Here is a 23,439-nt window from a genome sequence, read left to right on the forward strand (position 1 = left end):
GCCGATGCCGAAGGAGAGGATGACGATGACGACAGTGCTGTACACCGGCGGGACCGGACGGATGGGCCGCGTGATCCGCGAAGGACTCGCCTCCCGCTACGACCGTGTCGTGCTGTTCGCGCGCTCCGACGCCGACGAGCCGCTCTTCCCCGGGGAGCAGGTGGTGGTCGGCGACCTCGGCGACCTGGATGCCCTCACCGCGGCTGCCGAAGGCGTCGACGTCATCGTGCACCTCGGTGGCATCGCCGATGAGGCTCCGTACGACAGCATCCGCAGCGTCAACATCGACGGGACCTACCACGTGTACGAGGCCGCGCGACGGGCCGGTGTGCGTCGCGTCGTCTACGCCAGCTCGAACCACGTCGTCGGCTTCCACCCCGCCAGCGAGGTCTTGGACGAGAGCGCACCGCTGCGCCCCGACACCTTCTATGGGGTGTCGAAGGCGTTCGGCGAAGCCCTCGCCAGCCTCTACCACGACAAGTGGGGGATCGAGTCGGTGCTCGTGCGCATCGGCACCTTCCGCCCCGCGCCCGAGGACCGGCGTCAGCTCGCCCTCTGGCTCAGCTGGCGCGACGGCATCGAACTCTTCCGCTGCGCGATCGAGAGCGCTCCTGTGGGCTGCCAGGTCGTCTACGGCTGCTCGGCCAACACCGAGCGCTGGTGGAACGGCGACGCGGGCTGGGCGGCCATCGGCTACGTGCCCCGCGACGACGCTGCCGACCACACCGACGCGGTGGACTTCAGCGCCCCCGCACCCACCCTGCACGGCGGCGCATTCGCCGCCCCCGACTATGAAGGAGGGATCTGGTGACGAAGACCGATTCCCACGACGTGCTGATCACCACCGCATTCCTCGAGCCCGGCGACGAGGTCGATCGGATGCTGCGCGACGCCGGCCTCACGACGCGGCACGAGCCCGAACTGGCCACGCTCGACGCCGACGACCGGGCCAGCGCGCTCGCCGGAGCACGCGCGATCATCGCCGGTACGCGGCCGCTGGGCGAGGAGGAGTTCGCGCTCGCCGACGCGCTGCGGATCGTCGTGCGCACCGGCGTCGGGTACGACAGCGTCGACGTCAACGCCGCGACCGCACGTCAGGTGCCCGTGTGCGTCACGCCCGGCGCCAACCGACAGGCCGTCGCCGAGCATGTCTTCGCCCTGGCGCTGGCGTGCGCCCGCCGTATCCCCGAGAACGTGAGCAACCTGGCCGCGGGCACGTGGCAGCAGCTCACCGGACGAGAGCTGCAGGGGTCGACCCTCGGAATCCTCGGCCTGGGCTCGATCGGCAAGGCGGTCGCCGCGATCGCTGCCGGGTTCGGAATGCACATCGTCGCCTACGACCCGTACTTCGACGAGGACTTCGCTGCGGCCCACGGCATCCGTCGTCTCGATCTGGACGACCTGCTGCGCGAGGCCGACTTCGTGACCCTGCACCTCTTCCTCGACGAATCCACGCGGAACCTCATCGACGCCTCCCGACTGGCGCTGATGAAGAGCGATGCGGTGCTCATCAACACCGCCCGCGGGGGGATCGTCGATGAGGACGCGCTGGTGGACGCGGTGCGTGAGGGGCGCATCGCTGCCGCCGCGCTCGACGTCTTCGCCGACGAGCCTCTGGGCGCGTCGAGCCCGCTCCTGCACACCCCCGGCATCCTCGCCACGACGCACGTCGCCGGTGCGACCCGCGAGGCACGCGGCGAGTCGGGCCGGATGGCGGCCCGCAACGTGATCGCCGCTCTGGGCGGTGCAGCGCCGGAGTTCGTGGTCAACCCCGACTACGACGCGGTGTCGGCATGATCGTCGAGACGTCGTCGGGGCCGGTGCGCCTTGCCGCCAACCTGAAGTGGATGTTCACCGAGGTGCCGTTCGCCGAGCGGTTCGACGCGGCGGCCGAGGCCGGGTTCACGGCCGTGGAGTTCGCTTCGCCGTATGAGCTCGCTCCCGCGGAGGTGCGGCGGTTGCTGGATGACGCGGGCCTGACGCAGATCCTCATCAACACCCCCGCCGGCGCACCGGGCTCGCCCACCGCCTCGGGCGCGGCGTACGTTCCCGGAGCGGAGCAGGAGTTCCGCGACGGCGTGCTGCGCGCGCTGGAGTACGCGCAGGTCCTGGGCGCCGGTGTGGTGCATGCGATGGCCGGGATCAAGCCCGCGGATGCCGAGGCGGACGCGGCGTACGCGACGTACGTGTCGAACATCTCCTGGGCCGCCGAGCAGGCGCGCGGGACGGGTGTGCGCCTGGCGCTGGAGGCCATCAACAAGCGCGATCAGCCCGGCTACGGCCTGGCTTCCATGGAGACCGCGGCGGCGGTCGCGCTGGAGGTCGATCCGGAGGGCGTCGGCGTGCTGTTCGACGTCTATCACGCGCAGGTCGACCGCGGGAACCTCATCGAACGGTTCGAGCAGCTGCGTCCCGTGGTCGCGCACGTGCAGATCGCCGACAACCCCGGTCGCGGCGAGCCCGGCACCGGCGAGATCGCCTACGAGCGCGTGCTCGCCCGCATCGCGCAGAGCGGCTATCCCGGGTGGATCGGCTGCGAGTACGCCCCCGTCGCGGGCACCCGCGACGGGCTCTCCTGGATCGAGAGGATCATCCGATGACCGACCCGAAGATCGCGCTCATCAGCGCCACCCCGCTGGCGATCGCCCCGGCCGCGACGGCGATCACCGCTGCCGTCCCCACGGCGACCGTGTGGAACCTGCTCGACGATCGTCTGCTCGCCGACGCGCACGTCGAGGGCGGCATCACCGCGCCGCTGGCCGCGCGCATGGACGGCCTCATCGAGCTGGCCCTCGCCGGGGGAGCGGACGGCGTGCTGCTCACCTGTTCGCAGTTCGGGAGCCGCGCCGACCGGCGTGATCGCGAGGCCGACGGCGTCACCGTGCTGTCCGCCGACGGGCCGCTGTTCGCCGAGGCCGTCGCGGCCGCCCCCGCGCGGGTGCTGCTGGTCGCGTCGCTCGAGTCGTCGGCGAGCGACAGCACGGCGCGTCTGACCGACGCCTTCGTCGCGAGCGGATCGTCGGCGCAGGTGCACCCGCTCGTGGTCCCCGCGGCGGCCGTCCCGCTGGCTGCGCCGGACCTGATCGACGCCCTCGCCACCGCGATCGCCGATGTCGACGAGCCCTACGACCTGATCGTGCTCGCCCAGTATTCGCTCGCCGCCGCTGCCGCGTCCCTCGCGGATCGCTTCGGCGTCGCGGTGCTGGACGGACCCGCCGCAGCCGCGCGTCGGCTGACCGCGGCGCTCCGGGAGGATCCTCGATGATCGGCGTCATCGCCGACGACGTGACCGGCGCCACGGATGTCGCCGCGGCGCTCCGCCGTGCCGGTCTGCGCACCCTCCTGGCCCTCGGCGCGGACATCGACGACACCGCGGTCTCGGCCGACGCCGTCGTCATCGGCCTGAAGACGCGCTCGCTTCCCGCCGCGGAGGCGGTCGCGCAGAGCCTCGCCGCGCTCGCGGTGCTGCGAGAGCGGGGAGCCGACCGCATCTATGTCAAGTACTGCTCGACCTTCGACTCCACCGCCGAGGGCAACATCGGACCGATCACCGAGGCGGTCGCCCGCGAGCTCGGCGCCGACCTGGTCGTGACGACCCCGGCCGCGCCCCTGCACGGTCGCACCGTGTATCGCGGTCACCTCTTCGTCGGCGACACACTGCTCGCCGAGACCCATATGCGCGATCACCCGGTGACGCCCATGCGCGACTCCTCGGTCGTGCGGCTGCTCGCGGCGCAGAGCGCGGAGCCGGTCACGGCGCTGCCTCTCGACGTGGTGCAGCGGGGTGCCGATGCCGTGCGTGAGACGCTGCGCCGGGCTCGCGCCGACGGTGCTCTCCAGGTGGTGGCGGATGCCGTCACCGATGCCGACCTCGCCGCCCTCGCCGAGGCCGTCGACGGCGACGCGCTCGTCGCAGGATCCGCCGGCCTCGTCGGAGCCATCGCGCTGCGGGAGACGGCGGGTGGCACAGCGGCCCCGGTGCCGCCGACGGGTCGTACCGCGATCATCGCGGGCAGCTGTTCGCGGCGCACCCTCGAGCAGATCGATCGCTTCGTCTCCTCCGGGAGCCCCGCCTATCGGGTCGCGGCCGCACCCGATGACACGGCCGAGCAGTTGGCCGCACGAGCCGTGGAGTGGTGGGACGAGCAGCCCGCCGATGCGGCCGCCCTCATCTACTCCTCCAGCCCCGCCTCGGAGCGTCGCGACGATGTGCCGGGCGCCGGCGAGCTGTACGAGCGGACGGCGGGCCTCATCGCCGCCCAGCTGTCGGATCGCGGGGTGAAGCGCATGCTCATCGCCGGCGGCGAGACCTCGGGCGAGGTCATCCGCGCGCTCGGCACCACCGTCGCCGTCGTGGGCGAGGAGGTCGCGCCGGGTGCGCCGTGGATCCACGACGAGCGGCGCGACGTGCACCTGATCCTCAAGTCCGGCAACTTCGGCGATGAGGAGCTGTTCGTGGACGTCGCTCGGCAGGGGCTCGCCGCATGAGTGCCGCCACCCGCCGCGCGATCGAACGCGTCGCGCACTCGATCCACCGCCGCGGTCTCACTCATGGCCGCACCGGCAACCTCGCGGTGCGGGACGGCGACCGCGTCCTGCTCACGCCGACGGGCATCAGCCTCGCCGACATCGAGGCGGACCAACTGTCGGTGGTGGCTCTCGACGGCACGCACATCGATGGCCCGAAGCCGACGAAGGAGGCGTTCCTGCACGTCGCGATGCTACGGGTGCGTCCGGACCTCAACGCGGTCGTGCACACCCACTCGGTTTACGCCGCCGCCGTGTCGTGTCTGGCCGATGTCGATGCCGAGGAGCCGATCCCGCCCCTCACCGCCTACTACGGCATGCGTGTCGGAACGCTGCGGATGCTTCCGTACTTCGCCCCGGGCGATCGGGCCGCGACCACCGCCGTGGAGGATGCCGCCCGCGTGACGCACGCTCTGCTGCTGCGCAATCACGGTCCCGTCGTCGCCGGCGTCGATCTGGATTCGGCGGTGGATGCCCTGGAAGAGCTCGAGCACACCGCGCAGCTGTTCTTCCTCACCCGCGGTCTCGCCACGGCCCCGCTCACCCCCGCGCAGCTGCAGTCGTTCGCAGTGCCCTCCGAAAGGACTCCCTCGTGATCACCCTGTACAGCGGCCTCGTCGTGAAGAAACCCCTCGTCGAGCAGATCATCCCGGCGTTCGAGAGCGCCACGGGTGCCCGCGTCGACGCGACGTTCGAGCCCACGACCGTGCTGCTCGACCGCATCGCGGCGGGGGAGCGGCCCGACCTGGTGCTCGGGGTCTCGTCGTCGGTGACCGACCTCGCCGAGAGGGGGCTGGTGGACCCCGCCCACGTCGCCGAGATCGCGGTGTCGTCCGTGGGATTCGCACGGCTCGACGGCACACCCGGACCAGCTGACGACTCGGCGGCGGCGTTCCTCGACTACCTGCTCGCCGCGCGGTCCGTCGCGTACACGCTGAGTGGAGCGAGCGGCGTGCACTTCATGAAGGTGCTTCGGGAGCGCGAGCTTCTCGAGCGCATCGATGAGCGTGCCGTTCGCTGCGAGTCGGGTCTCACCGTGGAAGCGCTGCTCGACGGTCGGGCCGATGTCGCGGTCCAGCAGGTCAGCGAGCTGCGTTCGGTCGTCGGCCCGCAGATCGTCGAACCGATCCCGCACGAACTGCAGTCCTATGGACGGTTCGCGATCGGCGCGCGCCCCGGTGCCGGGGATGCCGCTGCGCGATTCGTCACCCTCCTGACCGAGAAGTCGACGCAGGACGCGTTCGCCGCGTTCGGGCTGTCGCGTCCCTGATCCCCCTACGAGGAGAGCACCCATGAGAAAAGTCATCGTCGACACCGACACCGGGGTGGATGACGCCCTGGCCCTGATGCTGCTGGCCGCCGATCCCGAGGTCGAGATCCTGGCGGTGGTCAGCGTGTTCGGGAACACCACCGGCGAACGCGCGGCCGACAACGCCCGGTACGTGCTCGACACCTGCGGACGCACGGATGTGCCGGTCTACCGCGGTGCGGACGCCCCGCTCGTCCAGGAGCTGCGCATGAACCCCGGCATTCATGGGGAGGACGGCTTCGGCAACACCGGGCTTCGTCCGGCGCAGTCCGTGGATCCCGAGCCGGTGGGTGTCGACGTCGTACTCGACCTGGTCGATCGGCATGAGGGCGAGATCGACTACCTCGCACTCGGGCCGCAGACGAACCTCGCTGCTGCCATCGAGACGCGGCCCGACCTGCTGCAGCGACTCCGCTCGACCACCATCGTGGGGACGCTCGGGCCGGCGCTGTATCACGACACCGCGCCGTGGGAGGATCGCCGGTTCCGGGTCTCGCGCGATCCCAACGTGTCGTTCGACATCGACGCGGCGCGTATCGTGGCCGCCCACGCGGGCGATGTCACCTGGTGCGGGCCGTACGTCACCCGTCAGGCCCTCGTCCCCGAGGACTTCTTCCTCGACATCGCATCATCGACCGGCTTCGCCCCCGCACAGCTGATCACCGCGATCAGTCGGGACTACGCCGGCTTCTACTCGCGCTCGTACCCGCAGCCGGAAGGGCGCCGGGTCATGGGCATCAACGACAGCATGGCGGTGGCGAGCCTGCTCTTCCCCGAGCTCGTCACCGGTGCGGTGATGCGTCCGCTGGAGACGTTCCTCGACCAGGAGACCGGCGACCGTTACCTCGCCGGGGTGCATCCCGTGAAGGACGAGACGCGGCCGATCCATCGTGTCGTCTTCGACATGGACTTCGACGGCGTGCTCGAGCGGATCGGCGAGGTGCTGCGGCGCCCGCTTCCCTGGCGCTGAGGCGCGCGATCGAATCAGTCGTAGGAGCGTGCGCGCACCCACGGCATCGGCAGCAGGTCGGCGGCGGTCACCCACACCGGGTGGCCGCCGTCGTCGGCGAGTGTGCGGATGCCCGGAGCGATGGCGGGCACGAGCTCGCGGCACACGCCGCAGGGGTTGAGGATGACCGTGGTTCCGTCTTCGCGCAGCCCGACCGCGACCATGGCCTCGATGTGCTGCTCGTCGCCGATCCTGGCGTTCGCGAGGGCCGAGCTCTCGGCGCAGACGCTCACTCGAGGGGAGCGCAGGCTGAGGCCGAGGTAGATCTCTCCCGACGCTCCGCGGGCGGCCGCCGCGACGCGGTGCAGGTCGGCGTCGTGCGTGCGGATGAGCAATTCGGTAGCGGCATCGACGAGGCGGCGGTCGGTGTCGTTCAGCGGTGAAGTCACGATGCACTCTTTCTGTCACGAAGCGGAATTCTGCTATACTATAGTCGTCAACGGGTCGATCACCTCCCCCTCGAGGGCAGAGCAAAGGAGCTCCATGAGCACTGAAGAAGTAGTGGCAGCCACGCCGCCGCAGCAGTTGACGAGCAAGGCGAGCAAGACCGAGCGCCGCAATCTCCGGGCGTTGAGCTGGGGGCACGCTCTCGAGTGGTACGACTGGGCGATCTTCGGGCTCCTCTCGGTCTACCTCGGCGCAGCGTTCTTCCCCTCCGACAGTCCGCTCGCCTCCACGCTGAACGCCCTGGCCGTCTTCGCCGTCGGGTTCGTCGCTCGACCGCTCGGCGGTGTCGTCTTCGGGTTCGTCGCCGACCGCTACGGGCGCCGCAAGATCATGATCTTCGCAGTCGGGGCCGTCGCCCTCGGCAGCTTCATCATCGGCATCCTCCCCGACTACCAGACCATCGGCGTTCTCGCGCCGATCATCGTCGTCGCCGCACGCCTGCTCCAGGGCCTGTCCGCCGGCGTCGAGGCGCCGCTCGGAACGGCCTACGCGCTCGAGCTGGTTCCCAACCGTCCCGGTTACGTCGCCGGGTTCTTCGCGTTTTTCAACAACCTGGGCAACCTGCTCGCACCGCTGTCGATCTTCTTCATCAGCCTCCTGCTCGGACCGGAAGCGCTCGCCGCTTACGGGTGGCGCATCCCGTTCATCGTGGGTGGCGCGTTCGGTCTGATCGTGCTGTGGCTGCGCCGCACGCTGCCGGAGACGCTCGACACCGCCGCCATCCGCACGGTCGGCGCGATCCCCACGAAGGACAACTCCGTGTGGCGCGATGTGCGCAAGTACTGGCTGAGCGTGCTCGCCACGGTGTTCATCGTCGGTGCCATCCAGGCGTACAACTACACGTGGATCGCCGGCCTGCCGAACCTGGCGAACGGCACGTTCGGCGAAGACCCCACCGCGGTGTTCGCGATCACGACGGGCATGGGCGTCTTCCTGACGCTCGGCGCCTACGGCCTGAGCCGCATCCTCGACCGGTTCCCGATGTCGCGGTGGTTCGTCGTCGCACGTCTGCTGGCGATCCCGACCATCTTCTTGGCGCTGCTGTACTCGCAGCCCGGAGTCGGCACGCTCGCCGGCGTGATGTTCGGTGGCGCGATCGTGCTGCTGCTCAACATGACGATCTTCGTCGTCGTGTCCAACTCCCTGCTGCCGCAGCACATCCGCGGCACCGGTCTCGGACTCGGATACGGTCTCGGCGTGGCCATCTTCGGCGGCACGGCCTCGTACCTGCTGCTGTGGCTGCAGAGCCAGGGGATGATGTGGGTCTTCCCGATCTACATCGCGACCCTGTGTGCGATCAGCGTGGTGCTCTACGTCCTCGCCAAGCGGCGCAACGGCCTCTTCGTGGGCAAGTGACCGTCTGATGGATCCCTGGCGTGAGATCGTCGGCTGGGCCGGAAGTGCCCTCTTGATCATCTCGATCCTCCAGCCGACGATCTCTCGCCTCCGGTGGCTGAACCTCGGAGCATCGGCGATGCTCATGGCCTACAACCTGATGCTCGGCAGCGCGCCCATGGTCGCGCTCAACATCACCCTGATCGCGATCAACTGCTGGTACCTGTTCGTCTACATGCGTTCCGCCCGTGCCGCACGGGCGGAGCCGGTGGTCGCGGAGGGGCTCAGTGAAGCGTCCGAACGGCATGCGTAGCCGCGAGGACATGACAGAAAGCATGGATATGGAACGACTGATCATTGACACCGACCCCGGGATCGACGACGCGGGAGCGCTTTTCTGGGCGCTCGCCTCGGACGCCTTCCACATCGAGGCGCTGACCACGGTGTTCGGCAACGTCGATGTCGACACCGCCACGGCGAACGCCCGCAAGATCGCGGCGCTCGCCGGTCGTCCCGACCTGCCCATCTGGAAGGGCGCGAGTCGGCCGCTGGTCGGTGAGCCGAACTTCGCGGAGCACATCCACCGCCCCGGCGGCGTGGGCTACTGGGAGTACCCGGACCCCGATCCCCAGGCCGACGTCAAGCCGGATGCCGTGCGCCGGATGATCGACACGGTCATGGCGGCGCCGGGCGAGGTGACCATCATGGCGCTCGCTCCGCTGACGAACGTCGCGCTGGCGATCAAGCTGGAGCCGGAGTTCGCGCGCTCGGTGCGCCGCATCATCTACATGGGCGGAGCGGCCCTCACCTGGGGCAACGTCACCCCGGTCGCGAGCGCGAACATCTACAACGACCCCGAGGCCGCGGAGATCGTCATCCAGTCCGGGGCTCCGCTCACGCAGGTCGGTCTGGACGTATCCCGCAGCTTCTCGCTCTCGCCGGACCACATCCGCACCCTCTGGGAGTCCCGCTCGCCGATGGGCGTGGCGCTCTGCGAGATGATCGGCTACCCCGACCGTCAGGACGACCGCGACGAGATGCCGGAGTGGAAGACCGAGGGCATGCACCTCAACGACGTGCCCTGTGTCGCCTACGCGCTCAACCCCGAGTGGTTCACCGTGCGGCGGCTGCGTGTGGACGTGGAGCTGAACGGCACACACACCCGCGGTCAGACGGTCGTGCAGATGATCGACCGGTGGCAGGGAGTGCCCAACGTCGACGTGCTCTTCGACATCGACGCGCAGGCGGTCGCCGACGCTCTGACGGCCTCCGTGACTGCGTTCGGAACCGCCGTGGACTGACCCTCGTTTCCGTCGCGACCAGCGGCCCCACCCTCCCGACCCGGGGGTGGGGCCGTTGTCGCGTTCGGACGAGGTGGCGTGATGGAGGGGCGTCAGGGAGCGGCGGTGTAGACCGCCGTGGAGACGAACGTGTTGTTCGCGGTGTCCGGGTCCGAGCCGCCGGCGGGGGTGACCGTGACCGTGAGAGGGCGGGCATCCCCCACCCACGTCGTCGCGTTGAACGTCGCGAAGAAGACCTCGATCGGGATGGTCGTGCCGTTGGCGGGGATCCCGAAGGGGAGGATGAAGGTTGCGGTCGTCACGACTCCGTTCTGCTGCAACGAGGTTCGCTGCGCGGGGGTGCTATCCATGGTCAAGGTGGGTTCGTCCAGCAGGCGGTTGTCGAAGGTCAGGGTCACGAGGGCTCCTTCCGGAGTGCGCGTGGTGCCGCCGGTGGTGAGATCGAAACCGGCTGGAACGGCGAGTTCGAGCGTGGTCCCGTCGGGGCCGGTCGCGGAGACCGCGGATCCCCGGGCCTGGGCTGCGATCGATACGTCTCCGGTCGCGCTCGCCGCGGCGAGGGGGGTGGCGACGGCAACGGCGACGATGGGCAGCGACCAGGCGGAGGCCTTGAGTACGGCGCGGCGGCTGGGGCCGTTCGGATTCGGACGGGCGGTCTCTGGCATTCGTGCACTCCTCGGCTGGATGGCGGAGGGGGTGCCCCTCTCGCTTTCGAGCAGGGTAGTCGAATGACGTGACACGGAGGAGTCGCCTTGACAAGACCTCGACTTCTGGGGTTGAGATATCGAACCGAATGCGGCGCGGTGGAGGTCGCCGCAGGCAGATGATGCGGCCCTCCGAGTGCACGGGAAGCTGTCGAACGCACGGCTTGTCAACGTCGACAACCCGTGCATTCGCCGGTAAGCCGTGCACTCGGGAAGGCGTGGCGAGCGGGCGGGAGCACGAGGAGACCAACTTTCGCTTGACCTTGACGCAACGTCAACTTCTAGAGTCGAGATATCGAACGGGAAGGAGGCGACATGGAGCGGGACGACTGGTCCATCCAGGAGATCGCGCGGCTGGCGGGCACTACGAGTCGCACGCTGCGGCACTACGACGACATCGGACTGCTGCCGCCGTCGCGCATCGCGCCCAACGGCTACCGGCACTACGACGGGCCGGCGCTCGTGCGCCTGCAGCGCATCCTCCTGCTGCGGGAGCTCGGACTCGGCCTGCCGCAGATCGCGGAGGTGCTCGGCCCTTCGACAAGCTCAGGGACCCAGGACGCGACAGGTTCGGCAGAGAGGGAGCGTGGCGAAGCATCCGCCCTCGAGACCCATCTCGCGCTGCTGCGCGAGGAGCAGGCCCGGCTGGCGCGGCAGATCGCGTCGGTCGAATCGACCATCACAGCATTGAGAGGAGGTGAGAACCTCATGGCAGAGAACATGTTCGACGGCTTCGACCACACCCAATACAAGGAGGAGGTCGAGGATCGTTGGGGTAAGAAGGCCTACGCCGACAGTGACCGCTGGTGGCGGGGGATGACGGATGCCGAGCGCGCCGACTGGCAGCAGCGCGCGTCCGACCTCGGACGCGACTGGATCGCCGCGGCGGAGAGCGGCATCGACCCGGCATCCGCCGAGGCTCAGGATGTCGCGCGACGCCACGTGGAGTGGCTCACGGGCATCCCGGGTACGCCCGCGGCCGTCCCCGGCGGCGACACCAAGGCGTACGTCATCGGGCTCGGCGAGATGTACGTTGCGGATCCGCGCTTCGGCGCGAACTACGCCACGTCATCCGGCGGCACCCACGGCGCGGAGTTCGTCCGCGACGCACTCCGCATCTACGCGGAGGCGAATCTGTAAACCGCATCCTTCCGGATGCCGAGCGGCCCCCTTACGTGCGAACCACCCCGTTGTGGACGTGCGTAAGGGGGCCGTTCGCGCACAAAGGGGCCGCTCGACGAGAAGAGAGGAAGGGAAAGGGGGGGAGGGAGAGGAAGCAAGGGGGCGATATCGGATGGGCGGACCCGCGTGCAAGGGGCAGCCCCCGACATGGGCGCGGGCGTAGGGTCGTGCCATGAGTCGGCGGCAAAGGGACAGGGATGCATCGCCGCTGTTCCTCGTCGCGACCACGGCCTACGCGGCCAACTGTGCGCTCGGAGCCTCGGTCGCCGCGCGGCTCATCGACACCAGCCGCTTCCGCTGGCTGCATCACGCGCTCTACATCGTGACCTGCACGACCGTCGCCGCGGCCACTGCGGTCGGCTTGTCCCATGGCCCCCGCACCTCCGGTCGCCGAGCCGCCCTCGCGCTGCTCCCCGCGGCCGCACCCCTCGCCGCGATCCCGTACCTCGGCAGCCACGGCCGCCGGCATCCGCTGGTCGCGCTCGCCGCGGCCCCCTTCATCGTCGCGGGACTCCTCGTCTCGCGCCTGCCCGCCGACCGGAAGTGACCGCATGGAACTGCTCGACGCCATCCGCCGCCGCAAGACCACGAACGGGCCCTTCCTGCCCGACCCGGTCTCGGAGGAGCACCAGCGCATCCTCCTCGAAGCCGCGGGCCGTGCGCCCTCGCAGCTGAACAGCCAGCCGTGGCGGTTCGTCGTGATCGAGAGCCGCGACACGATCGAGCAGATCGCGCGCATCTCGGGCGAGAGCATGACCGAGGCGATGTCGAACGGCACGTTCTTCGAGCGCTACAAGCCGTACTTCCGCTTCAGCCAGGCCGAGATGGAGGAGAAGCGCAGCGGGATGCTGTTCGACAAGCTGCCCGCCGCGCTCCGCCCGTTCACGAGCCAGGTGTTCACCAAGCGCGGGCAGACGCTCATGAACACGTTCGGGGTGCCGAAGACCCTCGGCTCCGAGAACCGCAAGCTCGTCGCGGGGTCGCCGCTGCTGCTCGGGGTCATGCTCGACCGCAGCGAGTACCGGCCGGGGCAGCTGTCGTCGTTCTACTCGGTGTTCAGCATGGGCGCGGCGATGGAGAACATCTGGCTCACGACGGTCGAGCTCGGTATGGGCATCCAGTTCATCTCGTTCCCGATGGAGGTGCCGGGGCGCTGGGACGAGATCGTCGAGCTGCTGCGCGTGCCCGACGACCTCGAGCTCATGGCCGTCTACCGGCTGGGCTACCTGCCGCCCGAGCAGCGCCGCCCCGCGATCGACTGGTCGAGCAGCCAGCGCAAGCTCGTGTCGCAGTACGTGTTCCGCGAAAACGGAGACACACCTCAGGAGGGATGGGACGACGGCCCGACGGCCGGCCCGGTCACTCCCGGCCCGAGCGCGGCAGGCGACTGAGGTCCTTCACCGCCGGACCCTCGATGCGGGTGCCGTCGGCGGCGAACCGCGAGGCGTGCAGCGGGCAGTCCCACGTGCACTCTGCATCGTTCCACTCGAGCACGCCGCCCAGGTGCGTGCACACAGCGCCGACCGCGCGCGTCACGCCGTGGACCGTCGAGACGCCGATCGGACGACCGCCGCGGTTCGCCACCACACCCTCGCCCTCGGCGGGCTTCGCGACGGGAACCGATCGGCTCTCGGCATCCGCCCATCCGCCGGCGAGCGCGGCCGCGACCTTCCCACCCTCGACGGCGCCGCGCCCGAGGTCGGCGGGCATGGTCATGCGCGTGCCGATGGTCGTCATCCAATCCGCACGCTCGCGCCACGGCACCCCGAGGATCTCAGCGGTGAGACGCTGTGCGGCAGCCGGTGCGTTCGACAGCCCCCACTTGGCGTAGCCCGTCGCGATGCGGATGCGGCCGAGACCGCGGGGCATCGCGCCGACGAACGGGATCAGGTTGTGCGACTCGTAGTCCTGCGCCGACCACCGATGCGTCTCCTCGGCGCCCGGGAAGTGCAGCTGCGTCCACGCGACGAGGTCGTCGACCGCGGCCTTCTCGCTGTCGGACCTGCCGACCGGGTGACCGTTGCCTCCGACGACGAGCTGCGCCTCGCCCCCGGGCCCGTCGGCCGCGCTGACCGGACGCACCGAGCGGGTCGGGCCGTCGACCGAGAGGAACATCCCCGCGGGCACGTCGCCCGGCACCCGGAACGACACGCAGTACGACCGCAGCCCGTGCGTCTTGGCGAAGTACAGGCCGCGATCGGTGATCGGGGTTCCGGTCGCGAGCACGATGTGGTCGGCGAAGATCGGCCCCGCCGTGGTGTCCACGCGACCGGGCAGCGCGCGGGTGCCGGTGGCGCGGACGCCGATGTGCAGCGTGCCGCCGGCGCTCAGCAGCTCGTGGGCGAGCGCGGCGGTCACGGCGACCGGATCGATCGCGACCTGGTCGTCGAGGGCCACGGCGGCGGCCACCGGGAACGGCGTCGACGGCACCGTGGTGGCGGCCAGCATCCGCGTCGGCAGGCCGGCCTCGCGGGCGGCGTCGTGCTGATCGCGCACGTCCGATGCGCCATCGGGCCCCTGCGCGTAGGAGTGGTCGGTGTGGCGGGTGAACGGCACCCCGGCACTCTCGGCGAAGGCGGTCAACCAGTCCATGCCGGCACGGTTGGCGTCGACGTATGCGCGCACGAGCGACGCCGGGTGATGGCGGCGGATCGTCGCGAGCCGCATGCCCTGCAGGAGCGAGAGCTTGCCGGTGTTCGCACCCGTCGCGAGCTCGGCGATGCCTCCCGCGTCGATCACCGCGACGTCGAGACCGGCCCTCGTGAGCATGACGGCGGTCGTGAGGCCGGTGAGACCGGCGCCGACGATGACGACGTCGTGGCGCGCACCCGCCTCGAAGGGCGATCCGGTCGGCAGCGACTTCTCGAGCTTCCACAGAGGGGTCATGCCGACAGTCAACGGCGTGCGCTGCGCGGCATCCACGCCCTTGACATCGCCTCGGCGCACTGTCACGCGCGACTACAGTGGCGACGTGACCCTCCGCCGCATCCTCCTCGTCGCCCTCGGCGGCACGGTGGGCACGGCGGCACGGCTCGGCCTGGGGCTCGCGCTCCCCGACATCGGGGGCATCCCCCTCGCGGTGCTCGTCGCGAACGTGGTGGGCGCGCTGCTGATCGGCGTGCTGGCCGCGCGGATTCCTGCCTCCACGGACCTACGGGTGCTGCTCGGCACCGGGGTGCTCGGCGGCTTCACGACGTACAGCGCCTTCATGACGGGGAGCGTGCAGCTGTGGGCGGATGCCCCCGTGCTCGCGTTCGCCTACGCCGCGGGGAGTCTCGTGCTCGGCCTCGGCGCGGCAGTTCTCGGGCTGCGTATCGCCCGCCCGCGCTCCGGAGCGGCCTCGTGAACCCGGTGCTGTTCCTCGCCGCGGCGCTCGCCGGAGGAGTCGGCGCGGTGCTGCGGTACCTGGTCGACCTCGGCGTCGCGCGGCTGGCCGGTCGCCGGTTCCCGTGGGGCATCCTGCTGGTGAACCTGTCCGGATCCTTCGTGCTCGGCGTCGTCACGACCGCGCTGCCGGATGCCGCGTTCCTCCTCGGTGCCGGACTCCTCGGCGGCTACACGACCTTCAGCACCGCGATGCTCGACACGGTCGCCCTGTGGCGCGACGGCGAGCGCCCGGCATCCGTCTTCAACGCCGTCGGGATGCTCCTGCTGGGCCTCCTCGCCGCGGGTCTCGGGCTCGCCGTCGGCGCGCTGCTCTGACCGCTCCCAGCGTCCTCACAATCCGAAAATGTACAAACGTACATGTACGGGATGTCCAGGGGGTTCGGATGGGTGATGGGTTGCGTCGTCGACGTGACCCTGAAGCGCGCCGTCGCGAGATCGTGACCGCCGCCGCCGAACTCATCGTCGAGGTGGGGGCCGAGGCCGTCACGCACCGCAAGGTCGCCGCTCGCGCCGGGGTTCCCCTCGGTGCGACCACCCAGTACTTCGACACCCTCGACGACCTGCGCGCCGCCGCCTTCCGGGCGCTCGCCGACGAGGTCGACGCGCGCCTCGACGGGGTGCGTCAGACCATCGCCGAGCGCGGGGACAGCCCCGCCGTGATCGCGGCCCTCGTGTTCGAGAGCATGGACGACGCGCATGCCGTGCAGGCCGACCGCGCCGTGGTGACCGCCGCCGTGCACGACCCCCGTCTGCGCGAACTCGCACGCCACCTCTCCGACCGGCTCGTGGAACTTCTCGAGCCGACCTATGGCGAAGACCGCGCCCGAGCGGCGATGATCTTCATCGACGGCGTCATGTGGAGCATGCAGATCCGCGACGCCCGCCTCGAACAGTCCTTCATCGAGACCGCACTGGCGCGGATCCTCGGAGATTCCGTCTCCACTCCCTCCGCAGCGACAGCCACACCCTGACACCGAGGAAACCGCCTTGTCGAAACTCGCCATCCTGAGCCTCAAGAACCGCGCGCTCATCGCCCTGATCACCATCGTCGCGGCGGTGTTCGGCGGGCTCGCGCTCACCAACCTCAAGCAGGAGCTGATCCCCTCGCTCGAGCTGCCGGCGCTCGTCGTCATGACGACGTACCCCGGCGCGTCGCCCGAGGTGGTCGAGAACGACGTGTCCACGCCGATCGAGTCGGCGATCCAGGGCGTGCCGGGGCTCGAATCGACCACGGCCACCAGCACCACGAACGCCTCGATCGTGCAGGCGATGTTCGCCTACGGCACGAACCTCGCCACCGCCGAGCAGAAGATCCAGCAGGCGATCAACCGCGTCTCCTCGCAGCTGCCGGAAGACGTGAGCCCGCAGGTGCTGTCGGTCTCCATCGACGACTTCCCGGTGATCCAGGTGGCCGTCACCGGATTCGAGGATGCCGACAACGCGCAGGCCGAACTCGAATCCGTCGCGATCCCCGAGCTCGAAGACGTCGACGGCGTGAACGCCGCCGAGATCGTCGGTGGGGTCGGGCAGCGCATCAGCATCACGCCGGACCCCGCGAAGCTCGCCGCCGAAGGCCAGACCACGCAGGCGATCAGCAATGCGCTGCAGCAGAACGGCACTCTCTTCCCCGGCGGCGACATCACGGAGGACGGGCAGACGCTCACCGTGCAGACCGGCGCGAAGATCACCACGGTCGACGAGATCGCGGCCCTTCCGCTCGTCGGCACCACGCTGACCATCGGCGATGTCGCCACGGTCGCGCAGGAGTCCGACCCTGTCACCTCGATCTCGCGGGTCGACGGCGAGGACGCGCTCTCGATCTCGATCACCAAACTCCCCGCCGCGAACACGGTGGAGGTGTCGAACGGCGTGATCGCCGCGCTCGACACGATCAGCGAAGCCTTCCCCGACGCCGAGTTCACGATCATCTTCGACCAGGCGCCGTTCATCGTGCAGTCGATCGAGACGCTCGCGACCGAGGGTCTGCTCGGCCTGGTGTTCGCGGTGATCGTGATCCTCGTGTTCCTGCTGTCGATCCGCTCCACGCTCGTCACCGCGATCTCGATCCCGACCAGCGTGCTCATCACCTTCATCGGACTGCAGGCGTTCGGCTACTCGCTCAACGTGCTGACCCTCGGCGCGCTCACGATCGCGATCGGCCGCGTGGTCGACGACTCCATCGTGGTGATCGAGAACATCAAACGTCACTACGTCGGTGATGCCGACAAGGGTGATGCGATCCGCCTCGCCGTGCGCGAGGTCGCGATGGCGATCACGGCATCCACCATCACCACCGTGGCGGTGTTCCTGCCGATCGTCTTCGTCGGCGACATGGTCGGTGAGCTGTTCCGACCGTTCGCCATGACCGTGACCATCGCGATGGTCGCCTCGCTCCTTGTCGCCCTCACCATCGTCCCGGTGCTCGCGTACTGGTTCCTGAAGCCGGGCAAGGAGTTGCTCGACGAGCACGGCAACGCGATCGACCCCGAGCACCCGGATGCTCCGCCCACCCAGCTGCAGCGCGTCTACCGGCCGATCCTCGGCTGGACGCTCAAGCATTCCGGTCTCACGGTGATCCTCGCTGTCGTGGTGCTCGGCGCCACACTCGCTGCCGCACCGCTCATGAAGATCAACTTCCTCAGCGACTCCGGCCAGAACACCATGACCGTCACACAGGACCTCGGCCCGACCGCGAGCCTGCAGGCGAAGTCGGATGCCGCGGTCGAGGTCGAGGACGCACTCCTCGGCATCGATGGCATCGAGCACGTGCAGGCCTCGATCGGCACCAGCGGCTCGGCCCTCAGCGACGCGTTCTCGGGCGGAGCGGGCGTCACCTACTCGGTGCTCACCGACGGTGACGCCGACCAGGAGAAGCTGCGCGCCGACGTGCAGGACGCGATCGACGGCCTCGGCGACGACGTGGGCGAGGTGTCGGTCGCGGCATCCGCCGGCTTCGGCTCGAGCGACATCGAGATCACGGTCACGGCATCCAACGCCGATGACCTGCAGACCGCGACGACCTCGGTCGTCGACGAGCTCGACGGACGTGACGGCGTCGGCCAGGTGACCGACAACCTCGCCGCATCGCTGCCCTACATCGCGGTGGTGGTCGACCGGGAGGCGGCCGCGCAGCGCGGTCTCTCCGAGGTCGCGGTCGGCTCGATCGTCTCGAACACCATGCGTCCGCAGCAGGCCGGCTCGGTCGAGATCGACGACACCGCGCTGACGGTCTACATCGTCACGCCCGAGCCGCCCACCACTGTTCAGGCGCTCAAGGAGCTCGCGATCCTGACCCCGCTCGGCGTCGTGCAGCTGCAGGACATCGCGACCGTCGAGGAGCGCAACGGCCCCACGTCGATCACCACCGAGCAGGGGCGCCGCACGTCGACGGTCACCGTGCCGCCGGCATCCGACAACCTCGCCACGGCCACGCAGTCGGTGACCGAAGCGCTCGCCGCGGCCGACCTGCCCGACGGTGCCTCCGCCGAGGTCGGCGGTGTCGCCTCGCAGCAGGCCGACTCGTTCTCGCAGCTCGGACTCGCGATGCTCGCGGCGATCCTGATCGTCTACGTGGTCATGGTCGCGGTGTTCAAGTCGCTGCGCCAGCCGCTGCTGCTGCTCGTGTCGGTGCCGTTCGCGGCGACCGGTGCGATCCTGCTGCAGATCGTCACGGGCGTGCCGCTCGGCGTCGCCTCGCTGATCGGTGTGCTGATGCTCATCGGCATCGTGGTCACGAACGCGATCGTGCTCGTCGACCTCGTCAACCAGTACCGGGAGAAGGGTCTGTCGACCATCGAGGCGGTGAAGGCCGGTGGGGAGAAGCGTCTGCGGCCGATTCTCATGACCGCCCTCGCGACGATCCTCGCTCTGACGCCGATGGCTCTGGGCATCACCGGTCACGGCGGGTTCATCTCGCAGCCGCTGGCGATCGTGGTGATCGGCGGTCTGCTCTCCTCGACCGTGCTGACGCTGATCGTGTTGCCCACGCTCTACAACCTCGTCGAGGGTGCCAGGGAGCGGCGGGCCGCGCGCAAGGCCGGCGGCTCGGATGCGGGCGGGACGCCGAAGCCGGATGCTCCGGTCGACCCCGACGCCTCCGGTGCCGCTGCAGTTCCGGCCGGTTCGGTGCTGATCGACGCGTCCGGTCTGCCGCACGCGCCGCAGCTCACCCGGCGGGAGCTGCGCGACCGCGAGTAGTCCCGCTCGGCGTTCATAACTCCGCAGAAAGGCCCCGGATCCGCAGTCAGATGCGTGATCCGGGGCCTTTCGGCTCAAATCTTGAGGAGTTGTGAACGGCTCGACTCGAAGACGGTGGGAACCGGGGTCAGCTGAGGGCGATGCCCCAGTGCAGCGTCCAGGTCTCGTCCGGGGCGAGGCGACGGATGCCGAGGCCACTGTTGAGGGCGTCGGCGGGTGCGGTCATCGGCTCGATCGCGACCGCGAGGCTCTGACCGGGATAGGCGGGCGTCGTGTAGACCTGCACATAGTCGAAGCCCTCGCCCTGCCACAGGGTCACGCGGCGACCGTCGGGTGCCGTGAGCGAGTGCCGCACGCGACCGTCGGCGTCGCGGGCGAGGTCGGTGAACCCGGTGTCGAGCGTGACATCGCCCAGCCGGACACCGTCGCGCAGGGCCGCCTCGACGGGGCGCGTGCCGGTGGGGAGCATCCGCTCGTCGGTCGTGAACGCCGTCGCAGCCGGAACCCGCAGCACCAGGTCGTGCGGGTCGACGTCGCCGATCGTCACGAAGGGGTGCGTGCCGAGGGCGACCGGGGCGGGCGTTGTCGAGCGGTTGGTGAGCGTGTGCGCGACCGCGATGCCGTCGGCGGTGAGCGTGTAGGTCACGGCCGTCTCGATCAGGTACGGGTAGCCGGTCTGGGGCACGATCGTCGCCCGCAGCACGGCCTCGGCGTCGGTGTGCGACACCTCGTACGCCGTGAAGCGCAGCAGGCCGTGGCTCGCGTTGTTCAGCTTCGGCTCGGTGATCGCGAGCAGCCGTGACGTGCCGTCGTCATCCCAGCGACCGTCGCGCACGCGGTTCGGCCACGGGGCGAGGACCACACCGGAACAGGCTGGCGTGGGCTGATCGAGCGGGTACGGAGGGACGAGGTCGACGCCGCCGATGCGCAGCGACCGGAGGGATGCGCCGACCTGCGCGATCTGGGCGGTCGCATCGCCGAGTCGGAGGCTGATCTGGGCGCCGGTGGGGGATGCGGTGGTCACTTCGACATCGTACGGCCACCCCCGCGTCGGCAGTCTCTCAGGCGCGTCGGCTACACTTGTGCGGTCGGCTTCGGACACCCGCGCGTTGGCGCGGACGTTTTATGTGTGTGAAGTGTGAGTCCAGGGGCCGATGGTGAGCGTCGCTCGACGCTAATCAACCATCACATGAATGGCCCCGGCCGCTGACAGTCCGGAACCCCGCTGGTCGCATCCGACCACGCGCTGGGTGCTCGCGCGTGTGCGCAGCGCTGTTCTCGTGCGAGAACACAGGAAGACAACGCAATGCCCAAGAACAAGAAGCCCCGCGGCGGACGTCCCGCCGCCAACTTCGAGCCGCGCTACGGCGCCAAGAAGACCTCCTTCCACGACCGCCACAACGGCGGCCCCGCCCGTGACGGCGCGCGCGACGAGCGCGGTGGACGTGCGGATGCCGGCGACCGCCGATCTGCCCCCGCCGCCGGCGGCTACGACCGTCGTCCCGGCAGCCGCAGCGCCGGTCACCGCGGCTACCGGCCGGCCGAGGCCGAGTCGGGTGCGCCCAAGCAGCGCTGGGGCGCCTCCGAGCGCGCCGGCCGCGACGAGGCCCGTGGCATCCGCAACCGCGCCGAGTCCGGACGCCGCGGGGCGCCGCACCACCGCAACGACGAGCGCAACGAGCGCCCTCGCTACAACGACCGGCCCAGCACCGGCGGCCGCTTCGACGACCGTCCGCGTCGGGACGACCGGGGCGGACAGCGTCCGACCGGACAGCGTCCGACCGGTCCGGGAACCTACCGCGACGAGCGCGGCGGCGACCGCCCCCGTTACGACCGCGACGACCGCTCGCGTCGTGACGACCGCGGTGCCGGCACTCAGCGCCAGGGCTTCCGCGACAACGACCACCGTGACGGCGGGCGTCCGGTTCGCGACGATCGCCGTGGTGGCGAGCGTCCCCGGTTCAACAGCGACCGTGGCGCCGAGCGTCCCCGGTTCAACAGTGACCGCGGTGCCGAGCGCCCCCGGTTCGACCGTGACGAGCGTCCGCGTCGCGACGACCGCGGCGGCGACCGTGCCCGGTCCAACGACCGCAGCAACGACCGTGGCGGCGAGCGTTCGTACGACGCCGACCGCGCGCGTCGCGCCTTCGACCGCGACCGCACGCAGCGTTCGTACGAGGGTGGCCGTGACGAGCGTTCGCGTCCGTCGACCGGTGGCGCGTACCGCACCGAGCGTCCGCGCCCGCTGACCTCCGACACCCGCGGGCGTCCGGCGCGCAACGAGCGTCCGAGCCGCAACGACTGGAACGCCACCAGCCGTCCCGAGTCGACCGGTGCGAAGTTCACCCCGGGCGACGACGTGGTGCACGAGCGCCTCGAGGCGAAGTCCGTCGCGGCCGTCGAGGTCGACGGTGTGACCTTCGGCGACCTCGGTCTCGGCTCGAACATCGTCGAGACCCTCGTCGGCATGGGCGCGGCGACGCCGTTCCCGATTCAGGCCGCCAGCATCCCGGCCGTCCTCGCCGGGCGCGATGTGCTCGCCCGTGGTCGCACCGGATCCGGCAAGACCATTGCGTTCGGCGCACCGCTCGTCGAGCGCGTGCTGCAGTCGCAGGCCGGCAAGCGCCGTGAGTTCGGACGGTCGCCGCGCGCGATCATCCTCGCTCCGACGCGCGAGCTCGCGCTGCAGATCGACCGCACGATCCAGCCGATCGCCCGCAGCGTCGGCCTCTTCACCACGCAGATCTACGGTGGTGTCCCGCAGGGCCGCCAGGTGGGTGCGCTGAAGAAGGGCGTCGACATCGTGATCGGCACGCCCGGTCGCGTCGAAGACCTCATCAACCAGGGCAAGCTCGACCTGTCGGACTGCCGCATCGCGGTGCTCGACGAGGCCGACCACATGTGCGAGCTGGGATTCGTCGAGCCCGTGCAGCGCATCCTGCGTCACACCGCCGACGGCAGCCAGAAGCTGCTGTTCTCGGCCACCCTCGACCGTGAGGTCGCGGCTCTCGTCGACGAGTTCCTCGTCGACCCGGCCGTCTACGAGGTCGCCGGTGAGGACCAGGACTCCAGCACGATCGAGCACCGCGTGCTCGTGATCGAGCACCGCGACAAGGCCGACATCCTCACTTCGCTCGTCGACCGTGCCGGCAAGACGCTGGTCTTCGCCCGCACCCGTGCCTACGCCGACATGCTCGCCGAGCAGTTCGACGACGCCGGTATCCCGGCCGTCTCGCTGCACGGTGATCTCAACCAGGCCAAGCGCACGCGCAACCTCGAGCGTCTGACCTCGGGTCGCGTGAACGTGCTCGTCGCCACGGATGTCGCCGCCCGCGGCATCCACGTCGACGACATCGACCTGGTCGTCCAGGCCGACGCCCCCGACGAGTACAAGACGTACCTGCACCGTTCCGGTCGTACCGGTCGCGCGGGTCGTTCGGGTCGCGTCGTCACGCTGATCACGCGTCAGCGCCAGCGTCGTATGACCGAGCTGCTCGACCGCGCCGAGATCGACGCGCCGTTCGAGAACGCGCGCCTCGACGACGACGTGATCGAGGAGATCGCCGGCCGCGTGCCGACCGCGGCCGACCTCACCGCCTGAGTCTCGTCTCGCCAGAGGCCCCGTCCCGCTTCTGCGGTCCGGGGCCTCTGTCGTCCCCGCCCCGCCCCGCCCGCCCGCCCCGCCCGCCCCGCCCCCGCCCACAGTGCTGCCGAGCGCACGGGATGCTGCCGAGTGCACGGCTTACCAGCGTGAGGAAGCCGTGCGTTCGACGCGGAGCCGTGCACTCGGCGTGGGTGAGCGTGGGCACTGGCGCCGCCGCCTCGCCTCGCGACGCGCGACGCGTCGCTGCCGAGTGCACGGGATGCTGCCGAGCGCACGGCGTGTCTCCGCGAACAAGCGGTGCGCTCGGCACCAAACCGTGCACTCGGCGGGAGGGGAAGGGAGGGGAAGAGGAGGAGGAGTAGGGGGAGGCAGCCTGCTGTCGAAGCTCGCGGCACGGGACCGCGCGCAGCTCGTGATCGCGGCGTACGAGCAGGGGC

General features: G+C 70.1%; 23 protein-coding genes. 19 read left to right on the forward strand and 4 right to left on the reverse strand.

Annotation, left to right across the window (positions count from 1 at the left end; all coding sequences use genetic code 11):
- The first annotated feature begins 25 nt into the window (after positions 1-25).
- The 8 genes from ACFC14_RS08170 to ACFC14_RS08205 are packed head-to-tail and all read left to right on the forward strand — an operon-like array spanning position 26 to position 6,806.
- Entirely contained in the window at positions 26-811 is a 786-nt protein-coding gene (locus ACFC14_RS08170) for an NAD-dependent epimerase/dehydratase family protein (protein WP_376102792.1), read from the forward strand.
- Complete coding sequence (locus ACFC14_RS08175; protein WP_376102794.1) at positions 808-1,797, forward strand: phosphoglycerate dehydrogenase; 990 nt, start codon at positions 808-810, stop codon at positions 1,795-1,797. The genes ACFC14_RS08170 and ACFC14_RS08175 overlap by 4 nt, the downstream gene beginning before the upstream one ends.
- Positions 1,794-2,600, forward strand: coding sequence for a hydroxypyruvate isomerase family protein (locus tag ACFC14_RS08180; RefSeq protein WP_376102797.1), 807 nt, complete (start codon positions 1,794-1,796; stop codon positions 2,598-2,600). Before ACFC14_RS08175 ends, ACFC14_RS08180 begins: the two co-directional genes overlap by 4 nt.
- Complete coding sequence (locus tag ACFC14_RS08185; RefSeq protein ID WP_376102800.1) at positions 2,597-3,265, forward strand: hypothetical protein; 669 nt, start codon at positions 2,597-2,599, stop codon at positions 3,263-3,265. Before ACFC14_RS08180 ends, ACFC14_RS08185 begins: the two co-directional genes overlap by 4 nt.
- Complete coding sequence (gene otnK, locus ACFC14_RS08190) at positions 3,262-4,488, forward strand: 3-oxo-tetronate kinase (RefSeq protein WP_376102802.1); 1,227 nt, start codon at positions 3,262-3,264, stop codon at positions 4,486-4,488. Before ACFC14_RS08185 ends, otnK begins: the two co-directional genes overlap by 4 nt.
- Complete coding sequence (locus ACFC14_RS08195; RefSeq protein WP_376102804.1) at positions 4,485-5,123, forward strand: class II aldolase/adducin family protein; 639 nt, start codon at positions 4,485-4,487, stop codon at positions 5,121-5,123. Before otnK ends, ACFC14_RS08195 begins: the two co-directional genes overlap by 4 nt.
- Positions 5,120-5,797, forward strand: coding sequence for a substrate-binding domain-containing protein (locus tag ACFC14_RS08200; RefSeq protein ID WP_376102807.1), 678 nt, complete (start codon positions 5,120-5,122; stop codon positions 5,795-5,797). Before ACFC14_RS08195 ends, ACFC14_RS08200 begins: the two co-directional genes overlap by 4 nt.
- 22 nt (positions 5,798-5,819) lie before the next feature.
- A complete protein-coding gene (locus ACFC14_RS08205) occupies positions 5,820-6,806 on the forward strand; it encodes a nucleoside hydrolase (RefSeq protein WP_376102809.1) in 987 nt (328 codons plus the stop codon).
- A gap of 14 nt (positions 6,807-6,820) precedes the next feature.
- Here ACFC14_RS08205 and ACFC14_RS08210 read toward each other — a convergent pair whose 3' ends face one another.
- Positions 6,821-7,234: a hypothetical protein gene (locus ACFC14_RS08210; protein WP_376102811.1), complete on the reverse strand. Its 414-nt coding sequence runs from the start codon at positions 7,232-7,234 to the stop codon at positions 6,821-6,823.
- Between the two features lie 94 nt (positions 7,235-7,328).
- Between ACFC14_RS08210 and ACFC14_RS08215 the strand changes: the two genes are divergently transcribed.
- From ACFC14_RS08215 to ACFC14_RS08225, 3 genes are read left to right on the forward strand one after another with little or no spacing between them, the layout of a single operon-like run.
- Positions 7,329-8,648: an MFS transporter gene (locus tag ACFC14_RS08215; protein ID WP_376102813.1), complete on the forward strand. Its 1,320-nt coding sequence runs from the start codon at positions 7,329-7,331 to the stop codon at positions 8,646-8,648.
- Positions 8,649-8,655: 7 nt separating this feature from the next.
- The gene (locus tag ACFC14_RS08220; RefSeq protein ID WP_376102816.1) at positions 8,656-8,940 is read left to right on the forward strand and encodes a hypothetical protein; all 285 of its coding nucleotides are present in this window, start codon (positions 8,656-8,658) and stop codon (positions 8,938-8,940) included.
- 28 nt (positions 8,941-8,968) lie between these two features.
- Positions 8,969-9,928 (forward strand): nucleoside hydrolase, encoded by a 960-nt coding sequence (locus ACFC14_RS08225; RefSeq protein WP_376102819.1) that lies wholly within the window; start codon positions 8,969-8,971, stop codon positions 9,926-9,928.
- A gap of 92 nt (positions 9,929-10,020) precedes the next feature.
- Here the strand turns inward: ACFC14_RS08225 and ACFC14_RS08230 are convergent, their stop codons facing one another.
- Complete coding sequence (locus ACFC14_RS08230; protein WP_376102822.1) at positions 10,021-10,593, reverse strand: hypothetical protein; 573 nt, start codon at positions 10,591-10,593, stop codon at positions 10,021-10,023.
- A gap of 354 nt (positions 10,594-10,947) precedes the next feature.
- Between ACFC14_RS08230 and ACFC14_RS08235 the strand changes: the two genes are divergently transcribed.
- The 3 genes from ACFC14_RS08235 (at position 10,948) to ACFC14_RS08245 (ending at position 13,205) form a co-directional block, all read left to right on the forward strand.
- On the forward strand, positions 10,948-11,772 hold the full coding sequence (locus ACFC14_RS08235) for a MerR family transcriptional regulator (protein WP_376102824.1): 825 nt from the start codon (positions 10,948-10,950) through the stop codon (positions 11,770-11,772).
- A 214-nt stretch (positions 11,773-11,986) separates the two neighbouring features.
- Positions 11,987-12,361, forward strand: coding sequence for a hypothetical protein (locus ACFC14_RS08240; RefSeq protein ID WP_376102827.1), 375 nt, complete (start codon positions 11,987-11,989; stop codon positions 12,359-12,361).
- A gap of 4 nt (positions 12,362-12,365) precedes the next feature.
- Positions 12,366-13,205 (forward strand): nitroreductase family protein, encoded by an 840-nt coding sequence (locus ACFC14_RS08245; protein WP_376102829.1) that lies wholly within the window; start codon positions 12,366-12,368, stop codon positions 13,203-13,205.
- On the opposite strand, the gene ACFC14_RS08250 is transcribed toward ACFC14_RS08245, so the two are convergent.
- Positions 13,174-14,700: an FAD-dependent oxidoreductase gene (locus tag ACFC14_RS08250; RefSeq protein WP_376102831.1), complete on the reverse strand. Its 1,527-nt coding sequence runs from the start codon at positions 14,698-14,700 to the stop codon at positions 13,174-13,176. The genes ACFC14_RS08245 and ACFC14_RS08250 overlap by 32 nt on opposite strands.
- Positions 14,701-14,785: 85 nt before the next feature.
- Here ACFC14_RS08250 and ACFC14_RS08255 point away from each other — a divergent pair, with 85 nt between their 5' ends.
- From ACFC14_RS08255 to ACFC14_RS08270, 4 genes are all read left to right on the forward strand, one after another.
- A complete protein-coding gene (locus tag ACFC14_RS08255) occupies positions 14,786-15,160 on the forward strand; it encodes a fluoride efflux transporter FluC (RefSeq protein WP_376102834.1) in 375 nt (124 codons plus the stop codon).
- Positions 15,157-15,516 (forward strand): fluoride efflux transporter FluC, encoded by a 360-nt coding sequence (locus ACFC14_RS08260; RefSeq protein ID WP_376102837.1) that lies wholly within the window; start codon positions 15,157-15,159, stop codon positions 15,514-15,516. Before ACFC14_RS08255 ends, ACFC14_RS08260 begins: the two co-directional genes overlap by 4 nt.
- A gap of 68 nt (positions 15,517-15,584) precedes the next feature.
- Positions 15,585-16,172 carry a TetR/AcrR family transcriptional regulator gene (locus ACFC14_RS08265; RefSeq protein WP_376102840.1) on the forward strand — a complete coding sequence of 196 codons (588 nt, stop codon included), beginning with the start codon at positions 15,585-15,587 and terminating at the stop codon, positions 16,170-16,172.
- A gap of 16 nt (positions 16,173-16,188) precedes the next feature.
- Entirely contained in the window at positions 16,189-19,398 is a 3,210-nt protein-coding gene (locus ACFC14_RS08270) for an efflux RND transporter permease subunit (RefSeq protein WP_376102843.1), read from the forward strand.
- A gap of 127 nt (positions 19,399-19,525) precedes the next feature.
- Here the strand turns inward: ACFC14_RS08270 and ACFC14_RS08275 are convergent, their stop codons facing one another.
- The gene (locus ACFC14_RS08275) at positions 19,526-20,422 is read right to left on the reverse strand and encodes an aldose 1-epimerase family protein (protein WP_376102846.1); all 897 of its coding nucleotides are present in this window, start codon (positions 20,420-20,422) and stop codon (positions 19,526-19,528) included.
- 282 nt (positions 20,423-20,704) lie between these two features.
- Between ACFC14_RS08275 and ACFC14_RS08280 the strand changes: the two genes are divergently transcribed.
- On the forward strand, positions 20,705-22,999 hold the full coding sequence (locus tag ACFC14_RS08280) for a DEAD/DEAH box helicase (protein WP_376102849.1): 2,295 nt from the start codon (positions 20,705-20,707) through the stop codon (positions 22,997-22,999).
- The last annotated feature ends 440 nt before the right edge of the window (positions 23,000-23,439 follow it).

The sequence above is a fragment of the Microbacterium sp. NPDC055988 genome, from assembly GCF_042269505.1.
Lineage (GTDB): Bacteria > Actinomycetota > Actinomycetes > Actinomycetales > Microbacteriaceae > Microbacterium.